Here is a 24,697-nt window from a genome sequence, read left to right on the forward strand (position 1 = left end):
TCTTCCCATGATCAACGTGACCAATCGTACCAATATTAACATGCGGTTTTGTTCGTTCAAACTTGCTCTTCGCCATTGCTATTAATCTCTTGTTTTATTCCCTATTTTTATTAGCACCTAGGGACAGTTCTGCAAAACTTAAGTCTGACCAGACTGTAAACAGCCCAATCACCACAACTCTTAGACGGAAAACCCCACAAAATCTATAAATGGAATATCCTCCATCATACCTATTTGCCCAATCATCAACAACCATTTGGAGCGGGTAGCGGGAATCGAACCCGCATATTCAGCTTGGAAGGCTGCTGCTCTACCATTGAGCTATACCCGCATGACCCACGTACTAACTCTCCTTCGATGAATGGTGGAGGGGGTTGGATTCGAACCAACGTAGCATACGCAACGGATTTACAGTCCGCCCCCTTTAACCACTCGGGCACCCCTCCATTACACCGATAAAGTCGCGCAATGAGACATCACGACAACCATCTTGAATACCCATTCAATTCAATCTGATTGCGAAGTGGTTATGACGATTACTATTGTATCTGTCAACAGAATAAATACAATTCTGTACAAATTTCCTGCTCATAATTTTAAATCATAGATTTTTTCTCTCTATTTTTCTTATTAACACGTTATAAAGAAGCTATGAAAGAAAAAACATCACAAAATTCTCATTATGCTCGTTTGCGTCGCCGATATCGCGATACAAAAGGCTCTCCTTCTCGATCTTTTACACACCCAAAGAAGAAAGCTGCTTCTTTACAGAAAGAGATCATCCATCTTTATGGCATTCATTCTGTTCAGGCTGCTTTAGAAAACCCAAAAAGAATTTTAAAATGTCTTTACGTTACACAAAATGCCTTAAAACGATTAAATATATCCGAATCAGATTATCCTTGCTCTGTTACATTATGCACGCCCAAATATCTTGATTCGCTTGTTGGAAGTGAAGCAGTTCATCAAGGTGTTGTGTTGGAAACTCTCCCCCTCAAACCATGCAAACTGTCGGAACTAACCAATACTGATCTGGTCATTGTCATGGATCAAATTACCGATCCACATAATGTTGGCGCTATTATGCGCTCTGCAGTCGCATTGAAAGCTAAAGCACTTATTACAACTTGCCGTCACTCTCCCCACGAAAGCGGTGTTCTTGCGAAAGCAGCATCTGGAGCTCTGGAAATGATTCATTATATTACCGTACGAAACCTTGCTGAAGCTCTTCAAGAACTTCATCAAACAGGTTTCACAAGCTTTGGTCTCGATTCAGAAGGTGAACAACCTCTAGAAACAGCATTAAAAGGAAATAAAATTGCTCTTGTTTTAGGAGCAGAAGGTAAAGGCTTGCGTAAAAAAACACGCGAAACCGTTTGCGCTTTAACACGCCTTGATATGCCTGGACATATTAAATCATTAAATGTTTCAAATGCAGCAACAATAGCTCTTTATGTGGCACATCAATATCTTAGATTCTAGTTTTTAATTTTTTGTGAAACATCAAAAAAACCAACCAACAAAAAACCCGCAAGAAATCCGCCAATATGAGCTTCCCATGCTATTGAGATGCCATTTTCTTCAAACAAAATAGAAGAAATACCTATGATAAAATCAGTCGTCAGCCATACACTCATATAAACAAGAACCCCCTTAGAACACAGAGCTTTTTTGACAGACAATAAAGGTCCCAAAAGTTTTTCGTTCTGCGCATTGACAGCTAGATTACCACTAGGAAAACCGTAACGTGCAATAGCACCCATCATTCCAGATACGGCACCTGACGCCCCAATAAGTGATATGGTACTTTCTTGATGAAATGTAAAATAAGTCAAAACAGAAATAACTGCCGTTAACACCCAAAAAATTAAAAAACGTAAAACACCAAAATGCCTTGCTAAAGGAGAGCCGAAAACCAAAAGCCAAACCATATTAAGAGCAACATGTTTAAAACTACTATGCATAAATGAATAACTTACCATGGTATAACAAAATGCTACAGGATGCCTCTTAAACAATGCTGGTATAAATGAAAAAAACTCAAGGCTTTCAACATAAACATGATGAGAAAAAAAATACTGAGAAATGCAATAAAGACAAAAACAAAATGCTATCAAAACAACTATAATAAATGGAACATTCAATAAGGGTTCTTTAGGTTGTTTCGGCAATCGGGAAACATCATTATGTTGGTGACTAGAAACTTTCATTGTATAAAATCTCGTATTTTTTAGAAAATGGGTTATTCTTTATACAAAATAAATATACCATTCCCAGTGATGCAGAATCTTCTCAACGCCTCCGAAGCCCCTTTTTAAATTTTCAATAGCTCTACATGAAAACACGTGTATTTTATACAAAAGATTTTAAAAAGTATGGATATCAAGAATATGATTTACAAACTTAGTGGTATCCTGCTTACTTAAATGTGAAATTACCATGCAATATACAAGAACTTACGAATAGACAAACTCACTTATGAGGTGGTGTATAATAAAAATATATAAACATTCTTTTCTTACTAGAAATATATTGATTATTGCATTTCTTAAACAAGCTATACCTCGATTGATAAACTTTAAAGAATCTTAAATCTCAATTTTTCCATTAATATGGCCTGCATTGCTTCTACGCTTTGAACGAAAAACGACATCTCTATGAGAAAAAATACCAATACAGCGTTCTCTAGATATAATAATTGGTGTTTCATGATGAATTACTTACTTGATAGTCTGTTTCCCTCATACATGCAAAAGCGTCAGTTCATCTCTTTAACAAATATAAACAAGCCTTTCATTTCAACCTTTAACAGATATAATTCAAGAACTATCTCTTATGAAACACTGAAAAAATATGTTGATTCTAATGATGCATCTTTGAATTTAAACAGTTCATGACGGAATTTTTTATTCCTTTCTCAGACAGTCTTATTGACACATCCGCCACTTGTAACGCGCAAGAGAATAGTTTGGATTATTTAATATAAAAAATTAAATGAGGTAATCATAGGAATTTGCTATTAAGTTGTAAAATGATAAAGGACTATTATAAATCAATGTATTATAAATAGATAACACACTAATTATTGAAGAGAACGATCTTGAGAATTCTGCTTGCAATCCTTTAACCACACATCATAAATAGGATGCTCAACAGCGTTCAAACCAGGACTATCTGCAAACATCCATCCTGTAAAAATACGCCGTATTTTTTTATCTAATGTTACTTCATTGACTTCAACAAAACCAGTTGTACGCGTGGGTTCATCTTTAGAACTCGTATAACATGCACGTGGTGTTACCTGTAATGCGCCGTACTGATAAATTTTACCAAGAGTAACTTCAAAACGTGTGGTCCGTCCCGTGATTTTGTCAAGACCTGCAAAAACAGCAATTCCATTGCTAATACGCTCAGCCCGCACTCCATTATTTAAGGATAAAAACACTAAAATTCCCATAAAAAAAATATATATAAAATGCCTCACCCCTAACAATAAAAAAAATCTCATCATATCAAAATCAATCGCACCTTAAAAAATAATTCTTTTCATAACATAGAGTCAAATAAGACAAAAATACACACGTACATTAAAAAACATGTTATTTTTTAGGTGACCAAGCATCATAATCTTCATGCACACAAGAATGCTCTCCATTGAAAGTGATAGCCCCCTTTGGTCGATAGCCCTCACTTGTTCCTGTCATATTTGCAACATGAGGCTTTTCCCATTCATAAGGATGATAATCCTCTTGTGTTGGTGGACACTCACAGCGATGATGAATCCAGCCGTGCCAACCTGGTGGAATAGTAGAGGCCTCAGAATAGTCTTTATAGATAACCCAACGATGCGGATAACCATCCTTATGAAGTCCTCCTTCATAATATATATTTCCAAACTGATCTTCCCCTATCCGCTTACCTTTGCGCCATGTGAAAAAACGCGTACCAATGGTATTGCCATTCCACCATGTGAAGATTTGTTTTAAAAAACGAGCCATCTGCTATTCCATTCATTTAGTGCGCTCATGAAATTAATCGTTTGAATAAAATTATTAACGATTGAAATTATCGAAAAAGTTACTAGTAAATTCAACTACAATTCCAATTGATAGGTTAACGTGCTATCCTTTAATTTCAAGAAGATATCATATGTATGGCTTCTTCTCCACCCCATAAAATTTAATCTATGCCAAGTTTCATCTTAACCAATTCATTAACAGCTTGGGGATTTGCCTTACCACCTGTTGCTTTCATTACCTGTCCAACAAACCAACTAGCTAAAGCAGGTTTGTGCTTTGCTTGCGCAACTTTATCAGAATTATTGGCAACGATCTCATCAACAGCTCTTTCAATAGCCATTGTATCCGTTACCTGCTTCATATTTCGCTCTTCTACAATTTGGCGTGCATCTCCCCCCTCATTCCAAATAATCTCAAAAAGATCTTTGGCAATTTTTCCAGAAATAACTCCTTCTTTTATAAGATCAATAATGCTTCCTAATTGATTTGGCGATACTGGTGACTCTTCAATCTCACGATTATCTTTATTTAAAGCCCCTAAAAGGTCGTTAATCACCCAATTGGCAACTATTTTTCCATCACGCCCACGCGCTACTTCTTCAAAATAATCAGCAATAGCCTTTTCTGTCACAAGAATGGAAGCATCATACACTGTCAATCCCATTTCCTTAACAAAACGTGCTTTTATAGCGTCAGGTAACTCTGGTAAGTCTGCTGCCAAAGCATCCACAAATGCTTGATCAAATTCTAATGGTAAAAGATCAGGATCAGGAAAATAACGATAGTCATGCGCTTCTTCCTTTGAGCGCATAGAGCGCGTTTCACCTTTAGCGGCATCAAAAAGCCGAGTCTCTTGATCTATGACGCCTCCATCTTCTAAAATTGCGATCTGACGACGCGCTTCATACTCAATTGCTTGGCCAATAAAGCGAATAGAATTAACATTTTTGATTTCACAACGCGTTCCAAACTTTTCACCAGGACGACGAACGGATACATTGACATCCGCACGCATAGAACCTTCATCCATATTACCATCGCAGGTGCCCAAATAACGAACAATTGTACGCAATTTTGTCATATAGGCTTTGGCTTCATCTGATGAGCGCATATCAGGCTTGGAAACAATTTCCATAAGAGCAACACCAGAACGATTAAGATCCACAAAAGACATCGTTGGATGTTGGTCGTGCATCGATTTTCCAGCATCCTGTTCAAGATGCAACCTCTCAATTCCCACTTCTATATCCTCAAATTGGCCATTCGAATCTGGACCAACAGATATGATAATCTTCCCCTCTCCTACAATGGGATAGTGAAACTGAGAAATCTGATATCCCTGCGGTAAATCTGGATAAAAATAATTTTTGCGATCAAAAACAGATTTTAAATTAATACGTGCCTTTAATCCTAACCCCGTTCGAATCGCTTGACGAACACACTCTTGATTAAGAACAGGCAACATACCTGGCATAGCTGCATCAATAAGGGATACATGATTGTTTGGCTCTGCTCCAAATTTGGTGGATGCTCCTGAAAAAAGTTTCGAATTTGATATGATTTGCGCATGAACCTCCATGCCAATTATGACTTCCCAATCACCTGTAACTCCAGAAATAAAACGCTTAGAATCAGGAATACGCGTATCAATGATGCTCATTGCCAATCCATTACCAATATTTAAAATTCACTCATGGCTTATCTAAAACTATTCTCAGTGCAATCCTAGGATATAAATCTTAAGCTTTTTTAGGAGCCTTTTTCTTAACTGATGTTTTCTCTTCGGACTTTTCCTTCACTGCAGATTTTTTCTTTGCTGGCTTTTTTTCAATAACATCTGATTCGTCATATTCTTTCATCAACTCTTCAACCGTCACTTCTTTATCTATGACTTTTATCTGTGCCAATAAATGATCAATGACCTTTTCTTCAAAAATCGGAGCACGCAGATTTTCAACAGCTTCTGGCGTCTTACGGAAAAAGTCCATAATTTCTTTCTCTTGTCCAGGATACTGGCGAACCTGATCAAAAACAGCTGCCTTTAGCTCATCCTCACTAACTTTAACACCAACCTTTACTCCAATTTCAGAAAGCACTAAACCAAGTCGAACACGACGCTGTGCAAGGACACGATATTCCTCCCTTGCCTTTTCTTCTGTAATACCTTCATCTTCAAAACTGCGCCCAGCCTTTTTCAAATCATCATTAACCTGAGCCCATATATTGCTAAACTCAATTTCTAAAAGCTCTTCAGGAATCTCAAAATTATAATCAGCATCTAAAGCATCAAGAATTTGACGCTTAATTTTTTGACGTGTCATTGAACCATATTGGCTTTCAATCTGTTCACGAATGACCTCACGTAAACGATCTAGAGATTCTAAACCAACTTTTTGCGCTGCTTCATCATCAACTTTTAATTCATCTGGTTTAAAAACAGCTTTAACAGTAATATCAAACTCTGCTTCTCTTCCCGCCAAATGTGCCGCACTGTAATTATCAGGAAATTTAACAGAAATCGTTTTTGCATCCCCAGCCTTCACACCGACCAATTGCTCTTCAAAGCCAGGAATAAATTGTTTTGACCCAAGAATCAGTTGTGAATCACTATCGGCCCCACCTTCAAATGGAACGCCTTCAAGTTTACCTTGATAATCTATGGTAATACGATCACCTTCTTCAGAAGCCCCCTCTTTTAGGGAATAATTACGTGTAGAAGAAAGGACGCGTTTGACTTGATCATCAATCTCCTGTTCAGGGATAGTTGCAATTTCACGGATAACTTCAATATGTTTAAAATCTTTAATGTCAATTTTTGGTAAAACTTCATACTTTAAACTAAAAGTAAAATCAGCCTTGCCATCTAGAATTTTTTCATCTTCATCTATGTCGATTTTTGGCTGCATCGCTGCACGTTCATTACGGTCCGCTAAAATAGAACTAGGCGCCTCACTGAGTATCTCATTGAGAATCTCCGCCATAAAGGATTTACCATACATTTTTCGCAAATGCCCACTAGGCACTTTACCCGGACGAAAACCATTAAGCTTGATTTTTCCCTTGGTATCATCCAACCGTTCATTCAACTTTTCTTCTAAATCTTTCGCTGGAACCACGATCTTAATTTCGCGCTTCAGTCCTTCATTAAGCGTCTCGGTAACCTGCATTAAACACCTTCATTTTTCTAAGGAGAGGGATATGCCCACTCTAATAATCATTACATTCTAACACTTCGAGTGTTACATTACCATGAAGCGGAATTCCAGACACGTAGAAATCCGTAGCACTTAAGGGATTGCTTTGGTGCGGATGGAGGGACTCGAACCCCCACGGTCTCCCGCCAGAACCTAAATCTGGTGCGTCTACCAATTTCGCCACATCCGCCAAACTGACAAGCTAATAACCTTATACAAGCGGCGTCTCTATACCATTAATTACAGAAAAAAAGCAAACAAATATATTAAAAAAAACAAAATCTACGCTTTTCATACACGGTTGCTTACGCTAAAAGTCGATTATGTTAAAAACATTTGATACTCCAATCCATATCATAGGTGGCGGCCTTGCAGGGTGTGAAGCAAGCTGGCAAATCGCTCAGTCAGGAATTTCTGTTATTTTGCATGAAATGCGACCCCTAAAAAAATCAGATGCCCATAAAACCGATCATTTAGCAGAACTAGTTTGTTCAAATTCATTTCGTTGCGATGATTCATCAACAAATGCCGTAGGACTTCTCCATGCTGAAATGCGATTAGCGAAATCATTAATTATGAAAGCTGCTGATACCAATAAAGTCCCTGCAGGGAGTGCTCTTGCCGTTGACCGTGATGGATTTTCAAAAACCGTCACAACAGCACTAGAAAACCACTCTCTTATAACAATCAAACGTGAAGAAGTTCAAAAAATTCCTAAAGCTTGGAAACATGTTATCATCGCAACAGGTCCCCTTACCTCATCTGCACTTGCTCAAGAATTACAAGCAATCACCGGAACAGAATCGCTCTCTTTTTTTGATGCTATTGCACCTATTATCCATACCGATAGTATTGATATGAATATTTGTTGGTATCAATCTCGCTATGATAAAATTGGTCCTGAAGGAACAGGAAAAGATTACCTTAATTGTCCCTTAAATAAAGAACAGTATGAAACATTCGTTCAAGCGTTAAAAAATGCCGACAAAACAGAGTTTCGTGACTTTGAAAAAACACCCTATTTTGATGGGTGCCTACCCATTGAAATTATGGCTGAACGCGGACTTGAAACTTTAAGACATGGACCTATGAAACCTATGGGCTTAACCAATGCCCATAACCCTACAGTTAAACCTTATGCTGTTGTTCAATTACGCCAAGATAATAAACTTGGAACGCTTTATAATATGGTCGGCTTTCAAACAAAACTGAAATATGGTGAACAAATTCGCATTTTTAGAACGATTCCCGGTCTTGAAAAAGCAGAGTTTGCGCGTCTTGGTGGTCTTCACCGCAATACCTACCTCAACTCGCCAATCATTCTTGATCAAACCCTTCGTTTAAAACAAAAAAAACGACTACGCTTTGCAGGGCAAATTACCGGATGTGAAGGTTATGTAGAATCAGCGGCAATAGGGCTTCTTGCTGGACGTTTTGCTGCTGCCGAATATCATCATAACTGTCCTTGCCTACCCCCACAAACTACAGCATTCGGAGCCCTATTGAATCATATTACAGGGGGACACATCATAGATGAAAAAGTAGAAACACAATCTTTTCAGCCAATGAATATCAATTTCGGACTCTTTCCCCCTATTGCTTCTATTAAACATTCAGGAAAACGCTTGCCAAGTAAAGAAAAAAAATTAGTAAAAAAACAAGCCATAACAGCGAGAGCTCTCAATGATTGTACTCAATGGTTAGCAGATAAAGAATCAAAGAGCTTCTGTTTATAAAAAACATACGATTCGCCTCTCACCTACTGAATAGATCTTTATGACTCTCGTGAAAAAATCATTCTAAAGCCTTTTAAAGACTGTCTCCCCCAATCAATAAATACTACCCTACGTTTCATCATTTATTCAATTTTGCAGGTGCTGTAAAATAACTTTTTGCTATAAAAAAACTTTACTGCTATCAACAATTTAATATGATTTAATGACTAAAAACAAAATAATCATATAAATATATTATGAATAATCAAAAAAATAAATAGATGAAAAATACACAATTAATACTGTATTATCTTTACTAATAGTTTTTATATTATGTAATGTATATTATTTTATAAGAGTCATTTTTCTGTTTTGTAACTTCCTCCCTCAAAATTTGTGATATTCTCTCATTTTAACTCTTGTATGATGAAAAAAAACGCTCGCCTGCATATCACAAGTAAAATAAAGACAGGAAGAAAAAATATTTTAAGACAGAGCCCAATCTCTCTTTCATTTCAAGCACCAAGAAAAATCACAATATTAAAAAAGAAAAAGAATGATGATGCTACTTTATTAATTTACAATGAATTGATTTATAATAATAATTTGTATCTTTCTATATTGCATGAAAAACCTGAATATCGTAAAATTCTTTTATTTCAAACTCATCTTATAGTAAAACAATGAAAATCATCCGCTTGGTGCTTCGCAAGCGAAGCTAGTGTGTAAATAAAGAACTATGAAAAAATGAATAAAACTACTCCTTGTGAATCCATCTCAAATACTGAAAGCTCGTCACAATAGTATAGGAACTGAAAATAGCATGACGACACCAACCTTACTCTTTTATTAAGCGTAAAAATGGTGCTATATAATAGTTTTTATACACTTCATAGAGCTTTTCGTCTTACACTATTTACAGGTCTTTATTTTTAAATAAAGATCAAGCACTTTAAGGTATAATAAAAGCTCCCATCACATTTTATAAACGATACAGTACTCTATTCCATTAAAAATGGCTAAAAACAACCCACTCCAAATCTACGGTATTTTACGCAATATTTAAAATCATTTAAAAATACCAAAATATATAAATAAGAAAAATACCGCAAAGATTCAGAATTTTTATATGAAAAACGAGCATAACACATGTGTTAAAAAAAACCCGCTTATAAATAAATCGGGTTTTTTTAATGTAGCCTAAATTATTTTTTATTAACTGCTTCTTTAAGGCTTTTTCCTGCAGAAAACTTGGGTACAGAACGTGCTGGAATATCGATTTCAGCACCCGTTGAAGGATTACGCCCCTTTGTTGCCGCACGATGAGAAACTTCAAAAGTACCAAAACCTGGAAGACGAACATCTCCCCCTGAAGCTAAAGCTTCTGTTACAGAAGCCATAAAAGCATCCACAACAGCACCAGCTTGCGCTTTCGAAACACCTGCCTTTTCAGCAACGGAGCTAACCAATTCACTTTTATTCATAAAATATTTCCTTTCCCTATATTACCTGACAACATGACTTAATCATGTTATTGCTCAGTTTATTGAAAAGTACAGCAAACAGAAGTCTTATTTTTATCCAAAACATTGTTTTTTTAGCAATAATCATAGTTATTCACGGAATTTTTCACTTTTTCCAACAAAAAACAGAATAATAACCTCAAAAACACCTTCTACCACCTAAAAAATGCCGTTATAAATGAGATAAGTGAATCAGTGTGCAATCTGTATTCCTTCACTATCGCTGCCCTCTGATCTGATGGGGACAGCCACTGCAGAAGGCTCCTTCCATTCAATAGTATCAGGAAAATGAACCAAAGCGTGTTTCAAAACTTCACTCACATGACTTACCGGAATAATTTCCATGTTATTTTTGACATCATCAGGAATGTCAACCAAATCTTTTGCGTTTTCTTCAGGAATAAGGACTTTTTTTATCCCTCCTCGAAGAGCTGCTAAGAGTTTTTCTTTTAATCCACCAATTGGTAAAACACGTCCACGTAAAGTAATTTCACCAGTCATTGCAATATCTTTATGCACCGCTATCCCTGTAAGTACAGAAACAATTGCTGTCACCATTGCAATCCCAGCAGATGGGCCATCTTTGGGTGTCGCCCCCTCTGGAACATGAACATGGATATCGCGTTTTTCAAAAAGTGGAGGTTCAATACCAAAATCAACAGCACGAGAACGTACATAAGATGCTGCTGCTGAAATGGACTCTTTCATAATGTCACGTAAATTTCCAGTTACAGTCATCTTGCCTTTTCCAGGCATCATGACCCCTTCAATGGTCAATAACTCTCCACCAACTTCTGTCCACGCAAGGCCTGTCACAACACCAATTTGATTTTCTCCTTCAATCTGATTATAGTGGTAACGTTTAACACCCAAAAAATCATTGATATTATTTTCTGTAACTTTTACAGATTTTTGATTTGTTTTGAGAATTTTTGTAACAGATTTACGGGCAACTTTCATGAGTTCACGCTCAAGGTTACGAACTCCTGCTTCACGTGTGTAAAACTGAATAACCGACCTGAGCGCTCCATCAGAAATGCTGAGCTCTTTTTTAGACAAACAGTGATCTTTTAGTGCCTTTGGTAAAAGATGCTGTTTAACAATTTCCATTTTCTCACATTCAGTATAACCCGCAATACGAATAATTTCCATTCGATCCATTAATGGACCTGGAATATTAAGCGTATTTGCCGTCGTGATAAACATGACATCAGAAAGATCATATTCAACTTCCAAATAATGATCAATGAATGTACCATTTTGTTCAGGATCAAGAACTTCTAATAAAGCGGATGAAGGATCGCCACGAAAATCTTGGCCCATCTTATCAATTTCATCAAGCAAGAAAAGTGGATTAGATTTTTTTGCTTTTTTCATAGACTGGATAATTTTTCCAGGCATCGATCCAATATATGTTCGGCGATGTCCACGAATTTCTGCTTCATCTCGGACACCTCCCAATGAGATACGAACATACTCACGTCCCGTTGCCTTTGCAATAGAGCGCGCTAATGATGTTTTTCCCACACCAGGAGGACCTAACAAACAAATAATGGGACCTTTTATCTTTGATGCGCGACTTTGTACAGCCAAATACTCAATAATTCGCTCTTTAACTTTTTCAAGACCGAAATGTTCATTATTCATGACCTTTTCAGCAAAATCTAAATTGTTTTTAATCTTAGATTTTTTACCCCAAGGCATTGCTAATAACCAATCAAGATAATTACGTACAACTGTCGCTTCTGCAGACATAGGAGACATATTCCGTAATTTTCTCAATTCTGCTCCAGCTTTTTCCTGTGCTTCCTTGGATAGTTTTGTATTCTTGATACGTTCTTCTAATTCAGAGAGTTCATCTCGGCTATCATCACCTGCTCCTAACTCTTTTTGAATAGCCTTCATCTGCTCATTGAGATAATATTCTCGTTGGTTTTTTTCCATTTGCCGTTTAACATGCGAACGAATACGTTTTTCAACCTGCAAAACAGAAATTTCTCCTTCCATGAAGGACAAAACACGTTCAAGACGGGCCCGCACAGGTAAGAGCTCTAATATCTCCTGTTTTTCTGCAAGTTTAATCATCAAATGAGAAGCAATCGTATCGGCAAGCTTAGAAGGATTATCAAGCTGGCCAATCGCATTCACAACTTCAGGAGAGATTTTTTTATTAAGCTTTACATAGTTTTCAAAATAAGCAATCACTGACCTTGAAAGAGCTTCAATCTCAACATCACTCTCTCTAGGTTCTTCTGTAACAGTCGCAAAAGCCTGATGATAACCTTCACTTAAAGCAAATTGACTAATTTTTGCACGTGCAGTTCCTTCAACCAAAACCTTTACAGTACCATCAGGAAGCTTTAAAAGTTGAAGAATATTAGCAAATGTACCAATATGATAAATATCCTCTGATTTTGGATCGTCATCAGAAGCATTTTTTTGTGTCACCAAGAGTATTTGCTTATCAACCGCCATCGTTTCTTCAAGAGCACGAATTGATTTTTCGCGACCCACAAAAAGTGGAACAATCATATGGGGGAAGACAACAATATCACGAAGAGGTAAAACAGCATAAACCCCATCTCTTACTTCATCTGTCTTTTCATCAATATATTGCATAACTCTCCTTTCTGGAGCCTATGAGCTATCTACAACAATTAGCCCACCTGTAGAAAATCTCAGCTCTTCACTGTACATGAAGTGGTAATTACTCATACATAAATCAAGCATTATAATGATATTATTAGAAATACCTATCAAATACCGTTCATTACCACCTTTTATATTGCGCATCGCACAATGTCATGCTGATACATTTTCTTTATCTTCTGCACGTTCTGAGTAAATATAAAGAGGACGCGCTTTCCCATCAACGACATCACTCGAAATAACCACTTTTTGAACGCCTTCAAGAGCCGGTAGCTCAAACATCGTCTCAAGAAGGATCTTCTCCATAATAGAACGTAAACCACGAGCACCAGTTTTACGTTCAATTGCTTTCTTTGCAATAACACGTAAAGCATCTTCATGAAATGCTAACTCAACATTCTCCATTTCAAAAAGACGCTGATATTGCTTTACTAACGCATTTTTAGGTTGGGATAAAATTTGCATGAGGGCGTTAACATCTAAATCCTCTAAGGTGGCGACTATAGGAAGCCGCCCAATAAACTCTGGTATTAAACCAAATTTTATAAGATCTTCAGGCTCTAAATCACGAAAAATTTCACCGACACAACGCTCATCCGGAGCCTTAACAGTCGCAGAAAAACCAATAGAAGTTTTTTCACCACGCCCTGAAATAATCCGTTCTAAACCTGCAAAAGCTCCCCCACAAATGAATAAGATGTTTGTGGTATCAACCTGAAGAAACTCTTGTTGCGGATGTTTACGTCCACCTTGTGGAGGAACAGAAGCAATCGTTCCTTCCATAATCTTTAATAACGCTTGCTGAACTCCTTCTCCCGAAACATCTCTTGTAATAGAAGGATTATCTGCTTTACGAGAAATCTTATCAACCTCATCAATATAAACAATACCACGCTGCGCACGTTCAACATTATAATCTGCTGCTTGAAGAAGCTTCAAAATAATATTTTCAACATCTTCTCCCACATAACCCGCTTCAGTCAAAGTGGTCGCATCCGCCATCGTAAAAGGCACATCAATAATACGTGCTAATGTTTGTGCAAGATAAGTTTTACCACAACCCGTTGGACCAACAAGAAGAATATTTGATTTAGTTAACTCAATATCATTGCTTTTAGACTGATGCGCCAACCGTTTATAATGATTATGAACAGCAACAGAAAGAACACGCTTTGCATGCTGCTGACCAATAACATAATCATCAAGAACTGTTATAATTTCCTGTGGCGTAGGAACACCATCACGCACCTTAACCCCAGAAGACTTATTTTCTTCCCGAATAATATCCATGCAAAGCTCTACACATTCATCACAGATAAATACAGTAGGCCCCGCAATGAGCTTACGCACCTCATGCTGACTCTTGCCGCAGAACGAGCAATAGAGAGTATTTTTTGATTCGTTCCCGCTATTGCTAATTTTGCTCATTTTTCTTTCCTTTCACCACGATATATGAACACTTCGCCTTTTCAAAGGAAGCTTTTCATCATGAAAACTAAAAGACATATAGAAAACCATGCATGTCTCAATATTTTTAGGTGTTTCTCTAAACTTTGCGATATTTTTATAAAACTCTTTATTTTAAAGTAGCTATTTTTTCTATAAAAATTCTTAATCTTTTTCTTCTTTTTCAGTTTCTGCACGATATTGTATAACATCATCAACTAAGCCAAACGCTTTAGCTTCTTCTGCTGTCATAAAATGATCGCGATCGAGAGTTTTTTCAATGACCTCATAATCTTGACCTGTATGTTGAACATAAATTTCATTTAAGCGCCGTTTCATCTTTATAATATCTTGTGCATGTCGCTCAATATCTGAAGCCTGGCCTTGAAAACCACCAGATGGCTGATGCACCATAATACGCGCATTTGGCAATGTAAAACGATGCCCCTTTGCTCCAGCTGTTAACAATAAAGACCCCATAGATGCCGCCTGCCCCATGCACAGCGTAGAAACAGGAGGACGAATAAACTGCATAGTATCATAAATAGCCATACCAGATGTCACAACACCACCTGGAGAATTAATATAAAGACTAATTTCTTTTTTAGGATTTTCCGCTTCCAAGAAAAGCAATTGTGCACAAACAAGCATTGCCATACCATCTTCAACAGGACCATTAATAAAAATAATCCGCTCCTTTAAAAGACGGGAAAAAATATCATAGGCCCGTTCACCACGATTGGTTTGTTCAATAACCATAGGAACAAGGCTTAATGTCGTTTTCATTAGATCACTCATATTTTTACTTTCCGTTCATATAACAATCGCTCTTTACACATTCAATGTTTTTATCCATTTGTTAACATTACTCTCTTGTGCAAGCTACAATCAAAAGCCGTTTAGGATAGATTAAAATCCCAATTATTAAAATAGCAATAATAACTCTACCTAAAAAAATCATGAATATCAGGAATGCGAGATACCGCCCAATGGTAAAAACTTCCTTCCTGAGGTTTTTGCGTCGTCTTTATCTTTCTGTGAATATGAAATCCTATCAAGCGTGAATCGGTGAGCGGTTTTACGCCAAAAGCTGGTTCAAAGATATATTCAGACTTTCGCCCAGTCCAATAATAAAAAGTTTCCTTTTCCTTTGCTTCATGAAAAAAACCATATCTTTTTGCTAATCGTGAAATACCATCATTACCAAATATCGTAACGCCAAAATTTCCCGGTAAAATCGGCATTTTTTCCTCTTTAACCAGAACGGTCTCCAAACACGACGCTTAAACCCAAGCCAATGAGGAATAATTTCTGCGCCTGCCCAATAATCTTCAAATACTTTTATAATAGGGTTATCGGGCGGAAAATAAAGTGCAGAAACGCCCACTCTTATATTATTTTCTCTTGCCAACCAAACCTTCTCCGTATCTGGCTGAAATTGTTTAACAAGGTAAACATCTGTATCTAACCAAACACCTTGTTGATATTTCATCAGCATAACACGAAAAAAATCCGAGAACTGAACAATTGTACACCATAGTTTATCATCAGAAAAATCGGGGTCAAGGCGATAAATTGCTGAGCGTGGTAAAATTGATTCGGCTTCATGCAGCTCAACACCAGCAGGAAGATTATCTATTTTTTATCATAACTAAAAAGCTTAACGCGCTGTCCAGTTTTAACCATTGAGGACAAACAAAGCCTATCCACCAATCTTAATTGTCCACTATACCAAAAAGTACAAATATCCATAGATAATATATCAAAAATATTCTAAACTTACGCGAAAGAGTTGTTCAACATCACGAACGAACTCAGCAAGAGCAAAAATCACTATTCTATCACCAGATAAAATACGCGTATCTGCCGAAAGCTGTATTATTGTCTTATTGCGATAAATTGCACCAATTCTCAAACCATCTGATAAATTGAGCTCTGATAATGACTTACCAACCAATGAAGATGTTTGCATCACTTCAGCTTCAATAATTTCTGCTCGGCCATTAAAAACTGAATGAACAGAACGAATACGCCCACGGCGCATTTGTTGCAAAATTCTCGATATTGTAACGCTATGGGGATTAAGATATGCATCCACACCAACAGCACGACTAAATTCTTGATAGGCAACATTATTAATCAATACCATATTGGCTTTGCAGCCCAATCTTTTAGCAATAATAGCGCTTAAGAGATTAACCTGATCTTGATTGGTTAATGTAATCATTAAATCGGACTGATCAATTCCCGCATCTTGAAGAATCACTGGATCTAACACATTACCGTATAAAACTGTTGTTTTTTCAAGCTGATCAGCAATTGTGAGGGCTCTTTCTCTATGCGCTTCTATAATCTTCAATTTTAATTTATGGAAACGCTTTTCAATAGCCTGTGCAACATAAAGGCCAATGTGACCACCCCCTGCAATAATCATGCGGTGGGCATCTTGTTCTTTATGACCAAAAAGCCCAACAGCACGACGCATCTGTTCACGAGCAACAACAAGATAGGTTATATCACCGACACGTAATTGCGTTTCTGAATGTGCAATCAATAATTCCGAGCCACGTTTAATAGCGGTAACCGTTGTTTGAAGATCTGGAAAAAGCTCTGTTAATTGACGCAAAGGTGTATTAATAACGGGGCAATCTTCCATGCATTCCAAGGCTAACGCAACAATATCATCATTACAAAAATAAAGAACATCTATTGCACCAGGTAAAGCAATACGACGCAAAACCATTTCCCCAACTTCAACTTCTGGCGAAATAACCACATCAATAGGAATATTTTCTCTAGAAAAAAGCGTCTTATAACGTGGTTCTAAATAAGATTGTGAGCGAATACGAGCAATTTTTGTGGGCACATTAAATAATGAATGTGCTACTTGGCAAGCTACCATATTAACTTCATCAAACAAAGTGACAGCAATCAACATATCAGCTTTGTCTGCATCTGCAGCCAAAAGAACTTCAGGCCGTGAACCGTGACCAACAAAACCTCTCACATCCAATGTATCGCGAATCTTTTCAATTAATCTTGTTTCAATATCAATAACAGTAACATCGTGATTTTCAGCAGCAAGACGCTCTGCTATCCCATAACCAACCTGTCCTGCTCCACAAATAATAATACGCATCGCTTTAAGAAACTCCAAGCGCTTTAAGTTTACGGTGCAAAGCTGAACGCTCCATGCCTATAAATTCAGCAGTACGCGATATATTTCCACCCAAACGTCCAATCTGCGCCACTAAATATCTCTTTTCAAACAATTCTCGTGCTTCACGCAACGGTAAATCCATTATACTCTCATCCGAATCCATTTGAAGACGTGGCAAAGAATCATTCACTTCACTGGGAAGAAAATCCGCTGTTATAGGACCATCCCCATCCCGCACAAGAATAAGAAGACGCTCAATATTATTACGTAATTGTCTTACATTACCCGGCCAAGCATGCGTTTGCAAAATAGCAATCACATCATCACTGATTTCACGTGGCTTAATCCCAACCTGCTGTGATATTGTTTTTACAAAATGATGGACAAGTTCTGGAATATCTTCACGACGAGCAGAAAGGGGCGGAACAGTAATGGGAACAACGGAAAGACGGTGGAAAAGATCTTCTCTAAAGCGCCCGTCAGAAATGAGGTTTTCAAGATTTTGCGCTGTCGAAGAAATGATACGAACATCTACTTTAACACGTTTTGTACCGCCAACTCTCTCAAATGTTTGCCCCGTTAACACCCTAAGAATCTTACCTTGAGTCTCACGTGGCATATCAGCAATTTCATCAAGATAAAGTATTCCGCCATGGGCTTCCTCTAAGGCACCGATTTTACGCTCTCTTCCCTCCATTTCGCTGCCAAACAGCTCTATTTCCATTCTTTCCGGAGTAATCGTTGCAGCATTTATTGTAACAAATGGCCCATTCGAACGCGTGGAGAGCGCATGAATAGTTCGTGCAACAGTCTCTTTTCCTGCCCCTGAAGGACCTGTTATCATGATGCGACTATTGGTTGGTGCTACTTTTTCTATGATTTGACGCAAATTTTTTATAACTGTCGATTTTCCGAGCAACTCTAATGTCTCGTTCGAACGTTTTCGCAATTCTAAAAGCTCACGTTTTAAATTTGAATTTTCAAGTGTTCTCTCTGCAACCAATACAAGTCTATCAGCTTTAAAAGGTTTTTCAATGAAATCATAGGCTCCTCGCTTTATAGCGGAAACAGCCGTCTCAATATTACCATGACCAGAGATCATAACGACCGGAAGAGCTGGATAGTGTGTTTTAATTTCATCAAGCAGTGCTAAACCATCGAGGCGACTCCCCTGTAACCAAATATCTAAAAAAATGAGCTTTGGAATACGTTCACTAATTTGAGCTAATGCTTCATCAGAGTTACAAGCAACACGCGTTTCATAGCCTTCATCATCTAAAATACCAGCAACAAGTTCACGAATATCCGCTTCATCATCAACAATCAAGATATCTGATACCATACTATTCCCCTATCTTATGATTTATAGCTTGTATAATACTACCCTGCTTACCCCCAACCGTCGGAAACATCAAACGGATCATCGCACCACGACCTTCATAAAAACTCTCCGGTGCATCATGAAGCTCCATGGAACCACCGTGATCTTCAATAACTTTGCGCACAATGGCCAGCCCGAGTCCTGTTCCTTTCTCCCGTGTTGTTATATAAGGTTCTAATAACTTTTGTCTTTGCTCTTTAGGAAGTCCTTTTCCGTTATCAACAACATCCACAACCACCCATTCTTCTTGATGATAAGAACGGACAAGAATATGACCGTGAATATTTTCCTCTCGCATAACTGAATCTATGGATTCGCTCGCGTTTTTGATCACATTGCAAAAAGCCTGTACAATGAGACGGTTATCAAATGCACCCATAAGTGGTAGAGTTCCTAAATCTTGCTCAAAATGAATATCATGTCGCGTCACTTCTATCAAGAAACATGCTTCGCGCAACAATTCTCGTATATCTAAAATATGCATTTTGGGTTTGGGCATACGTGCAAAAGAGGAAAACTCATCAACCATACGCCCAATATCTCCAACCTGCCGAATAATTGTGTCAATACACCGCTCAAAGACCTCTCTATCTTGTGTAATAGCTTTGTTATAACGTTTACGAATGCGTTCAGCGGATAACTGAATAGGTGTAAGAGGATTTTTAATTTCGTGTGCAATACGTCGCGCAATATCCGCCCACGCCGCTGTACGTTGCGCTGCAACAAGGTCTGTAATATCATCAATTGTTAGAACCCAAGATTGCCCCTGTCCATCATCCTCCTCCATCGTAACTTGAACATTACAGACACGCTCTTTTCCTGCAACGTTTAAAGTGACCTGCTCACGATGGTTTTTCCGATCCAATGAACGCACAAACTGAAAAACCTGCCAAATTTCAGCACTTAAAGATAAAAGACTTTTTCCAACAACGTGCTCAGAGCGAATATCAAACATCGCTTCAATAGATCGATTGATAATGGTGATATCACCATTATCATCTATCCCTGCTACTCCCGCTGTTACACCCGATAATACAGCTTCAGAAAAACGCCGTCTTTCATCAATTTGATCACGCACTGCAATCAATTCATTACGCCGACTTTTCAATTCACTGACCATGTAATTAAAAGTTTTGGATAATTGCCCAATATCGCCATCTTTTGCTCGTACTGGCACGAAAATTTCCATATTTCCAGAAGCAACATCATCGGCAGCACTAATGAGAAGACGAATAGGACGTACTAAGCGATCAGCAACAGCAATAGCAGCCCAAATGGCTGATAAGAATAAACTAAAAAAAAGACACAAATAAAGCATACCAAATGCAATCTGTGTCAGCAGGCGATTTTCATTTAAATCACGATAACGATCTGTATTAACTTCTGTCAAACGCAAAGCAGATAAAACACCTTTATCAACGTCACGCACCAAATATAAAAATGTGTTTGGAATATTGGTAAACTTTAAAATAATACCAAAATAATCATGAACGCCTGGTTGAAAAGAAAAAGGTCTCGCACTGGTTGCACGTTCAATAAGATGAGAAGGAGGAATTGGCAGTTTATCTTCATCACCAAGAGCGCTCGATACAAAAATAGCTCCGCTAGAACTTAACAAAAATGCACCACGCAAATTGCGTCCTAGAGCATGACGCGTCAATTGCATCCTATATTCAGCTGGATTACGTTCTAAGAGTTTTTTGTTATCAAGTGCAAATGCCATCGCGTAGGATAAATTTTTTAAATTTTGAAGCATTTCATCTGCATAAGCATTTGCTAAATCAATAGAAGAGCCCACAATTTGCCGCGTTGTTGTATCAAACCATCGATCAAGTCCCAAATTCAGTGCTGGCCCTGACACAAGAGCTACAGCAACAGCTGGCATTGTTGCAACAAGTGCAAACAATGAAATAAGGCGTACATGAAGACGTGAGCCTGCACGCCTTGAACGCCAAGCACGAATGATCGGAATCATCTCATAAAAAACGATGACAATAAGCCCTAAAACCCAAAAACTATTAATTCCTATAAGAATAAGGGTTACTGTTCTACTGGGAACAACAGGAGTTAAGCCAATAAGAATAATGAACGAAACAGAGGCCGTAAGTAAAGCCAATACAATAATTGTAATCCCTAAAAAAATATATACCTTACTTAAACGATACAACTCATCGTTATAAGTATTTTTATCTATGTCTTGAAGATTCGTCACAGATGTTATATTCGTCATGAGCTTACATACCCTTATCTCATTATTATCATATAACCTTTTGTAGCAAAAATTGACAATACTAATACTACATTTACAATAGGGCAAATATAGTCAACGAGAAAAAACTTCTACATTTTGCAAAATATCTTTAAAATAGACTGTGTTCGACAATACTTTACGAAGGAAATGAGATGCGATTAACAAAACAAACAAATTATGCTCTTCGAATGCTCATGTATTGTGCAGATAATCAGGGAACTCTCAGTCGTGTTCCAGAAATTGCTAAAGCATATGCCGTTTCAGAGCTTTTTTTATTTAAAATCCTTCAGCTGCTTGTTCAAGCAGGTTTTATCCAAACAGTGCGTGGACGCAATGGTGGAGTTAGATTGGCTAAACCCGCAGCAGAGATTTCAGTCGCGGATGTTGTGAAAGTAACAGAAGACAACTTTTCCCTCGCAGAATGTTTCGATACTGCAGAACCAACTTGCCCCTTGTTTGATTTTTGTGGTTTAAATACCGCACTTCAAAAAGCATTAAATGCTTTTTTTGAGGTATTATCAGTGATATCCTTGGCTGATCTACAACGATCACCCTTTCAAAATCATTTTAAAATTAATGACAAAAAAGCAAACTAAGATTATAATACAAGGAGATTAAGTATTTCTATTGCAGCAATAATATTAGCCGCTGGACGCGGTGAAAGAGCAGGATCTCCCCATAAAATTCCAAAACAATATCGGCTTCTAGGACAAAAGCCAATTATTTGTCATACCTTGCATTGTTTTTTGCAGCATCCAGCTATTACAACAATTATTCTTGTTATTCATCCAGAAGATCGTCAAATCTGTGAACAAGCTATTGACGATTTTAAAGAGCGCCTTATTATCGTTGAAGGAGGCAATACACGTCAAATCTCTACCTTATATGGACTTCAGGCACTCAAAAAATTTGCCCCCCAATATGTGCATATTCATGATGGTGCACGCCCTTTTATAGAAAACAAGCTTCTTAATAACATTCACAACACTATCACGCCTCAAGAAGGTGTTCTTCCTGTTCTACCCATCTCTGATACCCTTAAACGTGTAAATAATCAGCATGTTTTAGAAACAATTCCCCGTACCCATCTTTATAGAGCACAAACTCCACAGTGTTTTCCCTTTGAACATATCTTAGCGGCTCATAAACAAGCAAAACAAGCTTGCAAACAAGAATTCACTGACGATTCTGCAATTGCCGAATGGTTTGGAATTCCTATGCGTACTGTTCTTGGGGATCCTAACAACATAAAAATTACATGGCATGAAGATTTTAATACTGCCCATTTATATCTCCAAAAGAAAATGCAAATATTTCCTGATATTCGTACCGGCAATGGTTATGATGTTCACTCTTTTGAGGATGGTGATTTTCTTATATTATGTGGTATAAAAATTCCTTTTCATAAAAAATTAAATGGACACTCCGATGCGGATGTTGCTCTTCATGCATTAACAGATGCCCTTCTTGCAACTCAAGGTGCTGGAGATATCGGTACACATTTTCCTCCCTCTGATCCTCAATGGAAAAATGTATCATCAGAAATTTTTCTCCGTCATGCTCTTGATATTATAAAACAAGCAGGTGGTCGTATTGCCAATGTTGATATCACAATTATCGCTGAAAATCCTAAAATTGGTCCCTATCGTCATGCCATGACAGAAAATCTTATGACAATACTTGCAATGACACCTGATCGAATCTCTATCAAAGCAACAACAAATGAACGGCTTGGATTTATTGGTCGTGGTGAGGGAATTGCTGCTCTTGCAACAGCGAGCGTCCTTTATTCAGGAGAAATTCCCCAATGACATATCTTTGTGAAAAACACGCACATGAAGTCCTTAATACCTTTCGTCAAAAAGGTTTGCTGTTAACAACTGTAGAGTCTTGTACAGGAGGACTCATTGCTGCAAGCCTCACAAATATTGCAGGATCGTCAGATGTTCTCGATTGTGGATTTGTTGTTTATTCAAATGAATCCAAAACACGCCTTGTTGGCGTTTGTGCTGAACTTATAAGAACCTATGGTGCCGTTTCAAAAGAAGTTGCTCTTGCAATGGCTGAAGGCGGATTAAAACATTCACAAGCTGATATTGCAGTTTCTGTAACAGGCGTTGCAGGACCAGGAGGCGCAAGTCTCAATAAACCTATAGGACTTGTGCATTGCGCAGTTGCTTACAAAAATCACTCCTTCCTACACAAAGAAATGCACTTTGGTCATCTTAATCGCAATGCTATCCGCCATGCAACAGTTGAAAATGCTTTTAAAATGATTCTGGAATTGCTTCACTGAATTCTCCCCACCAATTTTAAAACTCTCTATTCCACGTTGAGTCTATAATCATCAACCTCTTGAAAAAATAATTTATTGTATCATAAGTTGAAAATAGAAGATCTGAATAGCGTAAAGTTATCTCACTTTAGTCCTGTGTAGATTGAATTAATCAAATTTATTCACTTGCACGCCACAAGAGAAAAAACTGTATAAATAAAATAATTAAAGAAAGAGACACTTGTACTTCTCTCAAGTGCTAATAGCTGGCGCGCAACATCTTGAGAGATAGCAAATAAATGATGCAGGAGGACTTCTTCATAAGTGTACAGATGTAGATTTTATATACTTTTACGAGAATCTATACTATTTATTATGAGCACTATTATGAAATGGGTATGACGCAAGCATGTTCTATTTGGGCGTTTCGTTTAACGAGTGTGCATCCATTAAAAAAGAGAAAAACAAAAGCATGAAGCTGTGCATCATCTTCATCATTTAAAATGATATTCCTTCAATATGCTTTTGAAAGCTGAATTAAAAACAAATAGTAAAGATGAAAACCCGTTTTCACCTTCACGCTGTTTAAGCAATACGTATTGTTAAAAAATAACAGAATAGACTATGTTACCGTAGAGCCATAAATCTGATGCGCACGCTTCTCAAAAGCCTCGGTAAATTTACGAAACGCAATATCAAACATTGAGCCCATCACTAATCCAAGCGTTTTACTTTTAAATTCATAATCAATAAAAAACTCTACATTACATGCATTGGTATTTTCAATATCATGAAAAGCCCAACGATTTTCAAGATATTTGAATGGACCATCAATATATTTAACTTCTATAAGACTTTTTTCCGGCTGAAGAAATACTTGAGTCGTAAAAGTTTCACGAATAATCTTATAACCAACGGTCATATCCGCAAGAAGCAATATTTTTTTTCCATATTCTTTTCGAGAACGTATTATTAAAGACTCACACATTGGTAAAAATTCAGGATAACGCTCAATATCCGAAACCAGATCAAACATTTCACTGGCACTATGGGTGATCTGCCGATGTATTGTAAAAATCGGCAT

Annotated in this window: 18 protein-coding genes, 3 tRNA genes and 2 pseudogenes; 5 read left to right on the forward strand and 18 right to left on the reverse strand. The window is 37.5% G+C overall.

Going from position 1 to position 24,697, the window contains the following annotated elements; genetic code table 11:
• The 3 genes and pseudogenes from ACFIM8_RS01265 to ACFIM8_RS01275 form a co-directional block, all read right to left on the reverse strand.
• Positions 1–76: pseudogene (locus ACFIM8_RS01265) on the reverse strand (elongation factor Tu); the annotation flags it as partial.
• A 181-nt stretch (positions 77–257) separates the two neighbouring features.
• A tRNA-Gly gene (locus ACFIM8_RS01270) sits at positions 258–331 on the reverse strand.
• Positions 332–362: 31 nt separating this feature from the next.
• Positions 363–446 (reverse strand) — tRNA-Tyr (locus tag ACFIM8_RS01275).
• 205 nt (positions 447–651) lie between these two features.
• Between ACFIM8_RS01275 and ACFIM8_RS01280 the strand changes: the two genes are divergently transcribed.
• Complete coding sequence (locus ACFIM8_RS01280) at positions 652–1,482, forward strand: TrmH family RNA methyltransferase (protein ID WP_375614374.1); 831 nt, start codon at positions 652–654, stop codon at positions 1,480–1,482.
• Here ACFIM8_RS01280 and ACFIM8_RS01285 read toward each other — a convergent pair.
• The 6 genes from ACFIM8_RS01285 to ACFIM8_RS01310 form a co-directional block, all read right to left on the reverse strand.
• Positions 1,479–2,210, reverse strand: coding sequence for a rhomboid family intramembrane serine protease (locus ACFIM8_RS01285; RefSeq protein ID WP_375606234.1), 732 nt, complete (start codon positions 2,208–2,210; stop codon positions 1,479–1,481). The two genes, ACFIM8_RS01280 and ACFIM8_RS01285, sit on opposite strands and share 4 nt — an antisense overlap.
• 872 nt (positions 2,211–3,082) lie before the next feature.
• A complete protein-coding gene (locus tag ACFIM8_RS01290) occupies positions 3,083–3,508 on the reverse strand; it encodes a DUF2155 domain-containing protein (RefSeq protein ID WP_375606465.1) in 426 nt (141 codons plus the stop codon).
• Between the two features lie 91 nt (positions 3,509–3,599).
• Positions 3,600–3,998, reverse strand: a complete 399-nt coding sequence (locus ACFIM8_RS01295; protein ID WP_375606235.1) for an NADH:ubiquinone oxidoreductase subunit NDUFA12 — start codon at positions 3,996–3,998, stop codon at positions 3,600–3,602.
• Positions 3,999–4,179: 181 nt separating this feature from the next.
• The gene (gatB, locus tag ACFIM8_RS01300) at positions 4,180–5,679 is read right to left on the reverse strand and encodes an Asp-tRNA(Asn)/Glu-tRNA(Gln) amidotransferase subunit GatB (protein WP_375606236.1); all 1,500 of its coding nucleotides are present in this window, start codon (positions 5,677–5,679) and stop codon (positions 4,180–4,182) included.
• Between the two features lie 79 nt (positions 5,680–5,758).
• Complete coding sequence (gene tig / locus ACFIM8_RS01305) at positions 5,759–7,186, reverse strand: trigger factor (protein WP_375614375.1); 1,428 nt, start codon at positions 7,184–7,186, stop codon at positions 5,759–5,761.
• A gap of 134 nt (positions 7,187–7,320) precedes the next feature.
• Positions 7,321–7,403 (reverse strand) — tRNA-Leu (locus tag ACFIM8_RS01310).
• A 133-nt stretch (positions 7,404–7,536) separates the two neighbouring features.
• On the opposite strand from ACFIM8_RS01310, the gene trmFO reads away from it, so the two are divergent.
• Positions 7,537–8,949 carry a methylenetetrahydrofolate--tRNA-(uracil(54)-C(5))-methyltransferase (FADH(2)-oxidizing) TrmFO gene (gene trmFO / locus ACFIM8_RS01315; RefSeq protein ID WP_375614376.1) on the forward strand — a complete coding sequence of 471 codons (1,413 nt, stop codon included), beginning with the start codon at positions 7,537–7,539 and terminating at the stop codon, positions 8,947–8,949.
• 1,184 nt (positions 8,950–10,133) lie between these two features.
• Here trmFO and ACFIM8_RS01320 read toward each other — a convergent pair.
• The 8 genes and pseudogenes from ACFIM8_RS01320 to ACFIM8_RS01355 form a co-directional block, all read right to left on the reverse strand.
• Positions 10,134–10,412, reverse strand: a complete 279-nt coding sequence (locus ACFIM8_RS01320) for an HU family DNA-binding protein (RefSeq protein WP_273791158.1) — start codon at positions 10,410–10,412, stop codon at positions 10,134–10,136.
• 231 nt (positions 10,413–10,643) lie between these two features.
• Positions 10,644–13,070: an endopeptidase La gene (gene lon / locus ACFIM8_RS01325; RefSeq protein ID WP_375614377.1), complete on the reverse strand. Its 2,427-nt coding sequence runs from the start codon at positions 13,068–13,070 to the stop codon at positions 10,644–10,646.
• A gap of 183 nt (positions 13,071–13,253) precedes the next feature.
• Positions 13,254–14,528, reverse strand: coding sequence for an ATP-dependent Clp protease ATP-binding subunit ClpX (clpX, locus tag ACFIM8_RS01330; RefSeq protein ID WP_375606240.1), 1,275 nt, complete (start codon positions 14,526–14,528; stop codon positions 13,254–13,256).
• A gap of 183 nt (positions 14,529–14,711) precedes the next feature.
• The gene (clpP, locus tag ACFIM8_RS01335) at positions 14,712–15,344 is read right to left on the reverse strand and encodes an ATP-dependent Clp endopeptidase proteolytic subunit ClpP (protein ID WP_375606241.1); all 633 of its coding nucleotides are present in this window, start codon (positions 15,342–15,344) and stop codon (positions 14,712–14,714) included.
• Between the two features lie 146 nt (positions 15,345–15,490).
• A pseudogene (locus ACFIM8_RS01340) lies at positions 15,491–16,298 on the reverse strand (hypothetical protein).
• 10 nt (positions 16,299–16,308) lie between these two features.
• The gene (gene trkA, locus ACFIM8_RS01345; protein WP_375606242.1) at positions 16,309–17,685 is read right to left on the reverse strand and encodes a Trk system potassium transporter TrkA; all 1,377 of its coding nucleotides are present in this window, start codon (positions 17,683–17,685) and stop codon (positions 16,309–16,311) included.
• Positions 17,686–17,689: 4 nt separating this feature from the next.
• Complete coding sequence (locus ACFIM8_RS01350) at positions 17,690–19,048, reverse strand: sigma-54-dependent transcriptional regulator (RefSeq protein WP_375606243.1); 1,359 nt, start codon at positions 19,046–19,048, stop codon at positions 17,690–17,692.
• A gap of 1 nt (position 19,049) precedes the next feature.
• Positions 19,050–21,317 carry an ATP-binding protein gene (locus tag ACFIM8_RS01355; RefSeq protein ID WP_375606244.1) on the reverse strand — a complete coding sequence of 756 codons (2,268 nt, stop codon included), beginning with the start codon at positions 21,315–21,317 and terminating at the stop codon, positions 19,050–19,052.
• A gap of 173 nt (positions 21,318–21,490) precedes the next feature.
• Here ACFIM8_RS01355 and rirA point away from each other — a divergent pair, with 173 nt between their 5' ends.
• From rirA to ACFIM8_RS01370, 3 genes are read left to right on the forward strand one after another with little or no spacing between them, the layout of a single operon-like run.
• On the forward strand, positions 21,491–21,934 hold the full coding sequence (rirA, locus tag ACFIM8_RS01360; protein WP_375606245.1) for an iron-responsive transcriptional regulator RirA: 444 nt from the start codon (positions 21,491–21,493) through the stop codon (positions 21,932–21,934).
• A gap of 24 nt (positions 21,935–21,958) precedes the next feature.
• On the forward strand, positions 21,959–23,149 hold the full coding sequence (locus tag ACFIM8_RS01365; RefSeq protein WP_375606466.1) for a bifunctional 2-C-methyl-D-erythritol 4-phosphate cytidylyltransferase/2-C-methyl-D-erythritol 2,4-cyclodiphosphate synthase: 1,191 nt from the start codon (positions 21,959–21,961) through the stop codon (positions 23,147–23,149).
• A complete protein-coding gene (locus ACFIM8_RS01370) occupies positions 23,146–23,634 on the forward strand; it encodes a CinA family protein (RefSeq protein WP_375606246.1) in 489 nt (162 codons plus the stop codon). Before ACFIM8_RS01365 ends, ACFIM8_RS01370 begins: the two co-directional genes overlap by 4 nt.
• 601 nt (positions 23,635–24,235) lie before the next feature.
• Here ACFIM8_RS01370 and ACFIM8_RS01375 read toward each other — a convergent pair.
• On the reverse strand, positions 24,236–24,697 hold the full coding sequence (locus ACFIM8_RS01375; protein WP_273791149.1) for a type II toxin-antitoxin system RatA family toxin: 462 nt from the start codon (positions 24,695–24,697) through the stop codon (positions 24,236–24,238).

This window comes from Bartonella sp. AC535YNZD, from assembly GCF_042196625.1.
Lineage (GTDB): Bacteria > Pseudomonadota > Alphaproteobacteria > Rhizobiales > Rhizobiaceae > Bartonella.

Coding starts and splice junctions, on each gene's coding strand:
- ACFIM8_RS01285 (WP_375606234.1), bottom strand. CDS start 2,210: ATGAAAGTTTCTAGTCACCAACATAATGATGTTTCCCGATTGCCGAAA.
- clpP (WP_375606241.1), bottom strand. CDS start 15,344: ATGAGTGATCTAATGAAAACGACATTAAGCCTTGTTCCTATGGTTATT.
- clpX (WP_375606240.1), bottom strand. CDS start 14,528: ATGAGCAAAATTAGCAATAGCGGGAACGAATCAAAAAATACTCTCTAT.
- ACFIM8_RS01290 (WP_375606465.1), bottom strand. CDS start 3,508: ATGAGATTTTTTTTATTGTTAGGGGTGAGGCATTTTATATATATTTTT.
- trkA (WP_375606242.1), bottom strand. CDS start 17,685: ATGCGTATTATTATTTGTGGAGCAGGACAGGTTGGTTATGGGATAGCA.
- lon (WP_375614377.1), bottom strand. CDS start 13,070: ATGCAATATATTGATGAAAAGACAGATGAAGTAAGAGATGGGGTTTAT.
- ACFIM8_RS01280 (WP_375614374.1), top strand. CDS start 652: ATGAAAGAAAAAACATCACAAAATTCTCATTATGCTCGTTTGCGTCGC.
- ACFIM8_RS01295 (WP_375606235.1), bottom strand. CDS start 3,998: ATGGCTCGTTTTTTAAAACAAATCTTCACATGGTGGAATGGCAATACC.
- ACFIM8_RS01375 (WP_273791149.1), bottom strand. CDS start 24,697: ATGCCGATTTTTACAATACATCGGCAGATCACCCATAGTGCCAGTGAA.
- gatB (WP_375606236.1), bottom strand. CDS start 5,679: ATGAGCATCATTGATACGCGTATTCCTGATTCTAAGCGTTTTATTTCT.
- ACFIM8_RS01355 (WP_375606244.1), bottom strand. CDS start 21,317: ATGACGAATATAACATCTGTGACGAATCTTCAAGACATAGATAAAAAT.
- tig (WP_375614375.1), bottom strand. CDS start 7,186: ATGCAGGTTACCGAGACGCTTAATGAAGGACTGAAGCGCGAAATTAAG.
- ACFIM8_RS01320 (WP_273791158.1), bottom strand. CDS start 10,412: ATGAATAAAAGTGAATTGGTTAGCTCCGTTGCTGAAAAGGCAGGTGTT.
- ACFIM8_RS01370 (WP_375606246.1), top strand. CDS start 23,146: ATGACATATCTTTGTGAAAAACACGCACATGAAGTCCTTAATACCTTT.
- rirA (WP_375606245.1), top strand. CDS start 21,491: ATGCGATTAACAAAACAAACAAATTATGCTCTTCGAATGCTCATGTAT.
- ACFIM8_RS01350 (WP_375606243.1), bottom strand. CDS start 19,048: ATGGTATCAGATATCTTGATTGTTGATGATGAAGCGGATATTCGTGAA.
- trmFO (WP_375614376.1), top strand. CDS start 7,537: ATGTTAAAAACATTTGATACTCCAATCCATATCATAGGTGGCGGCCTT.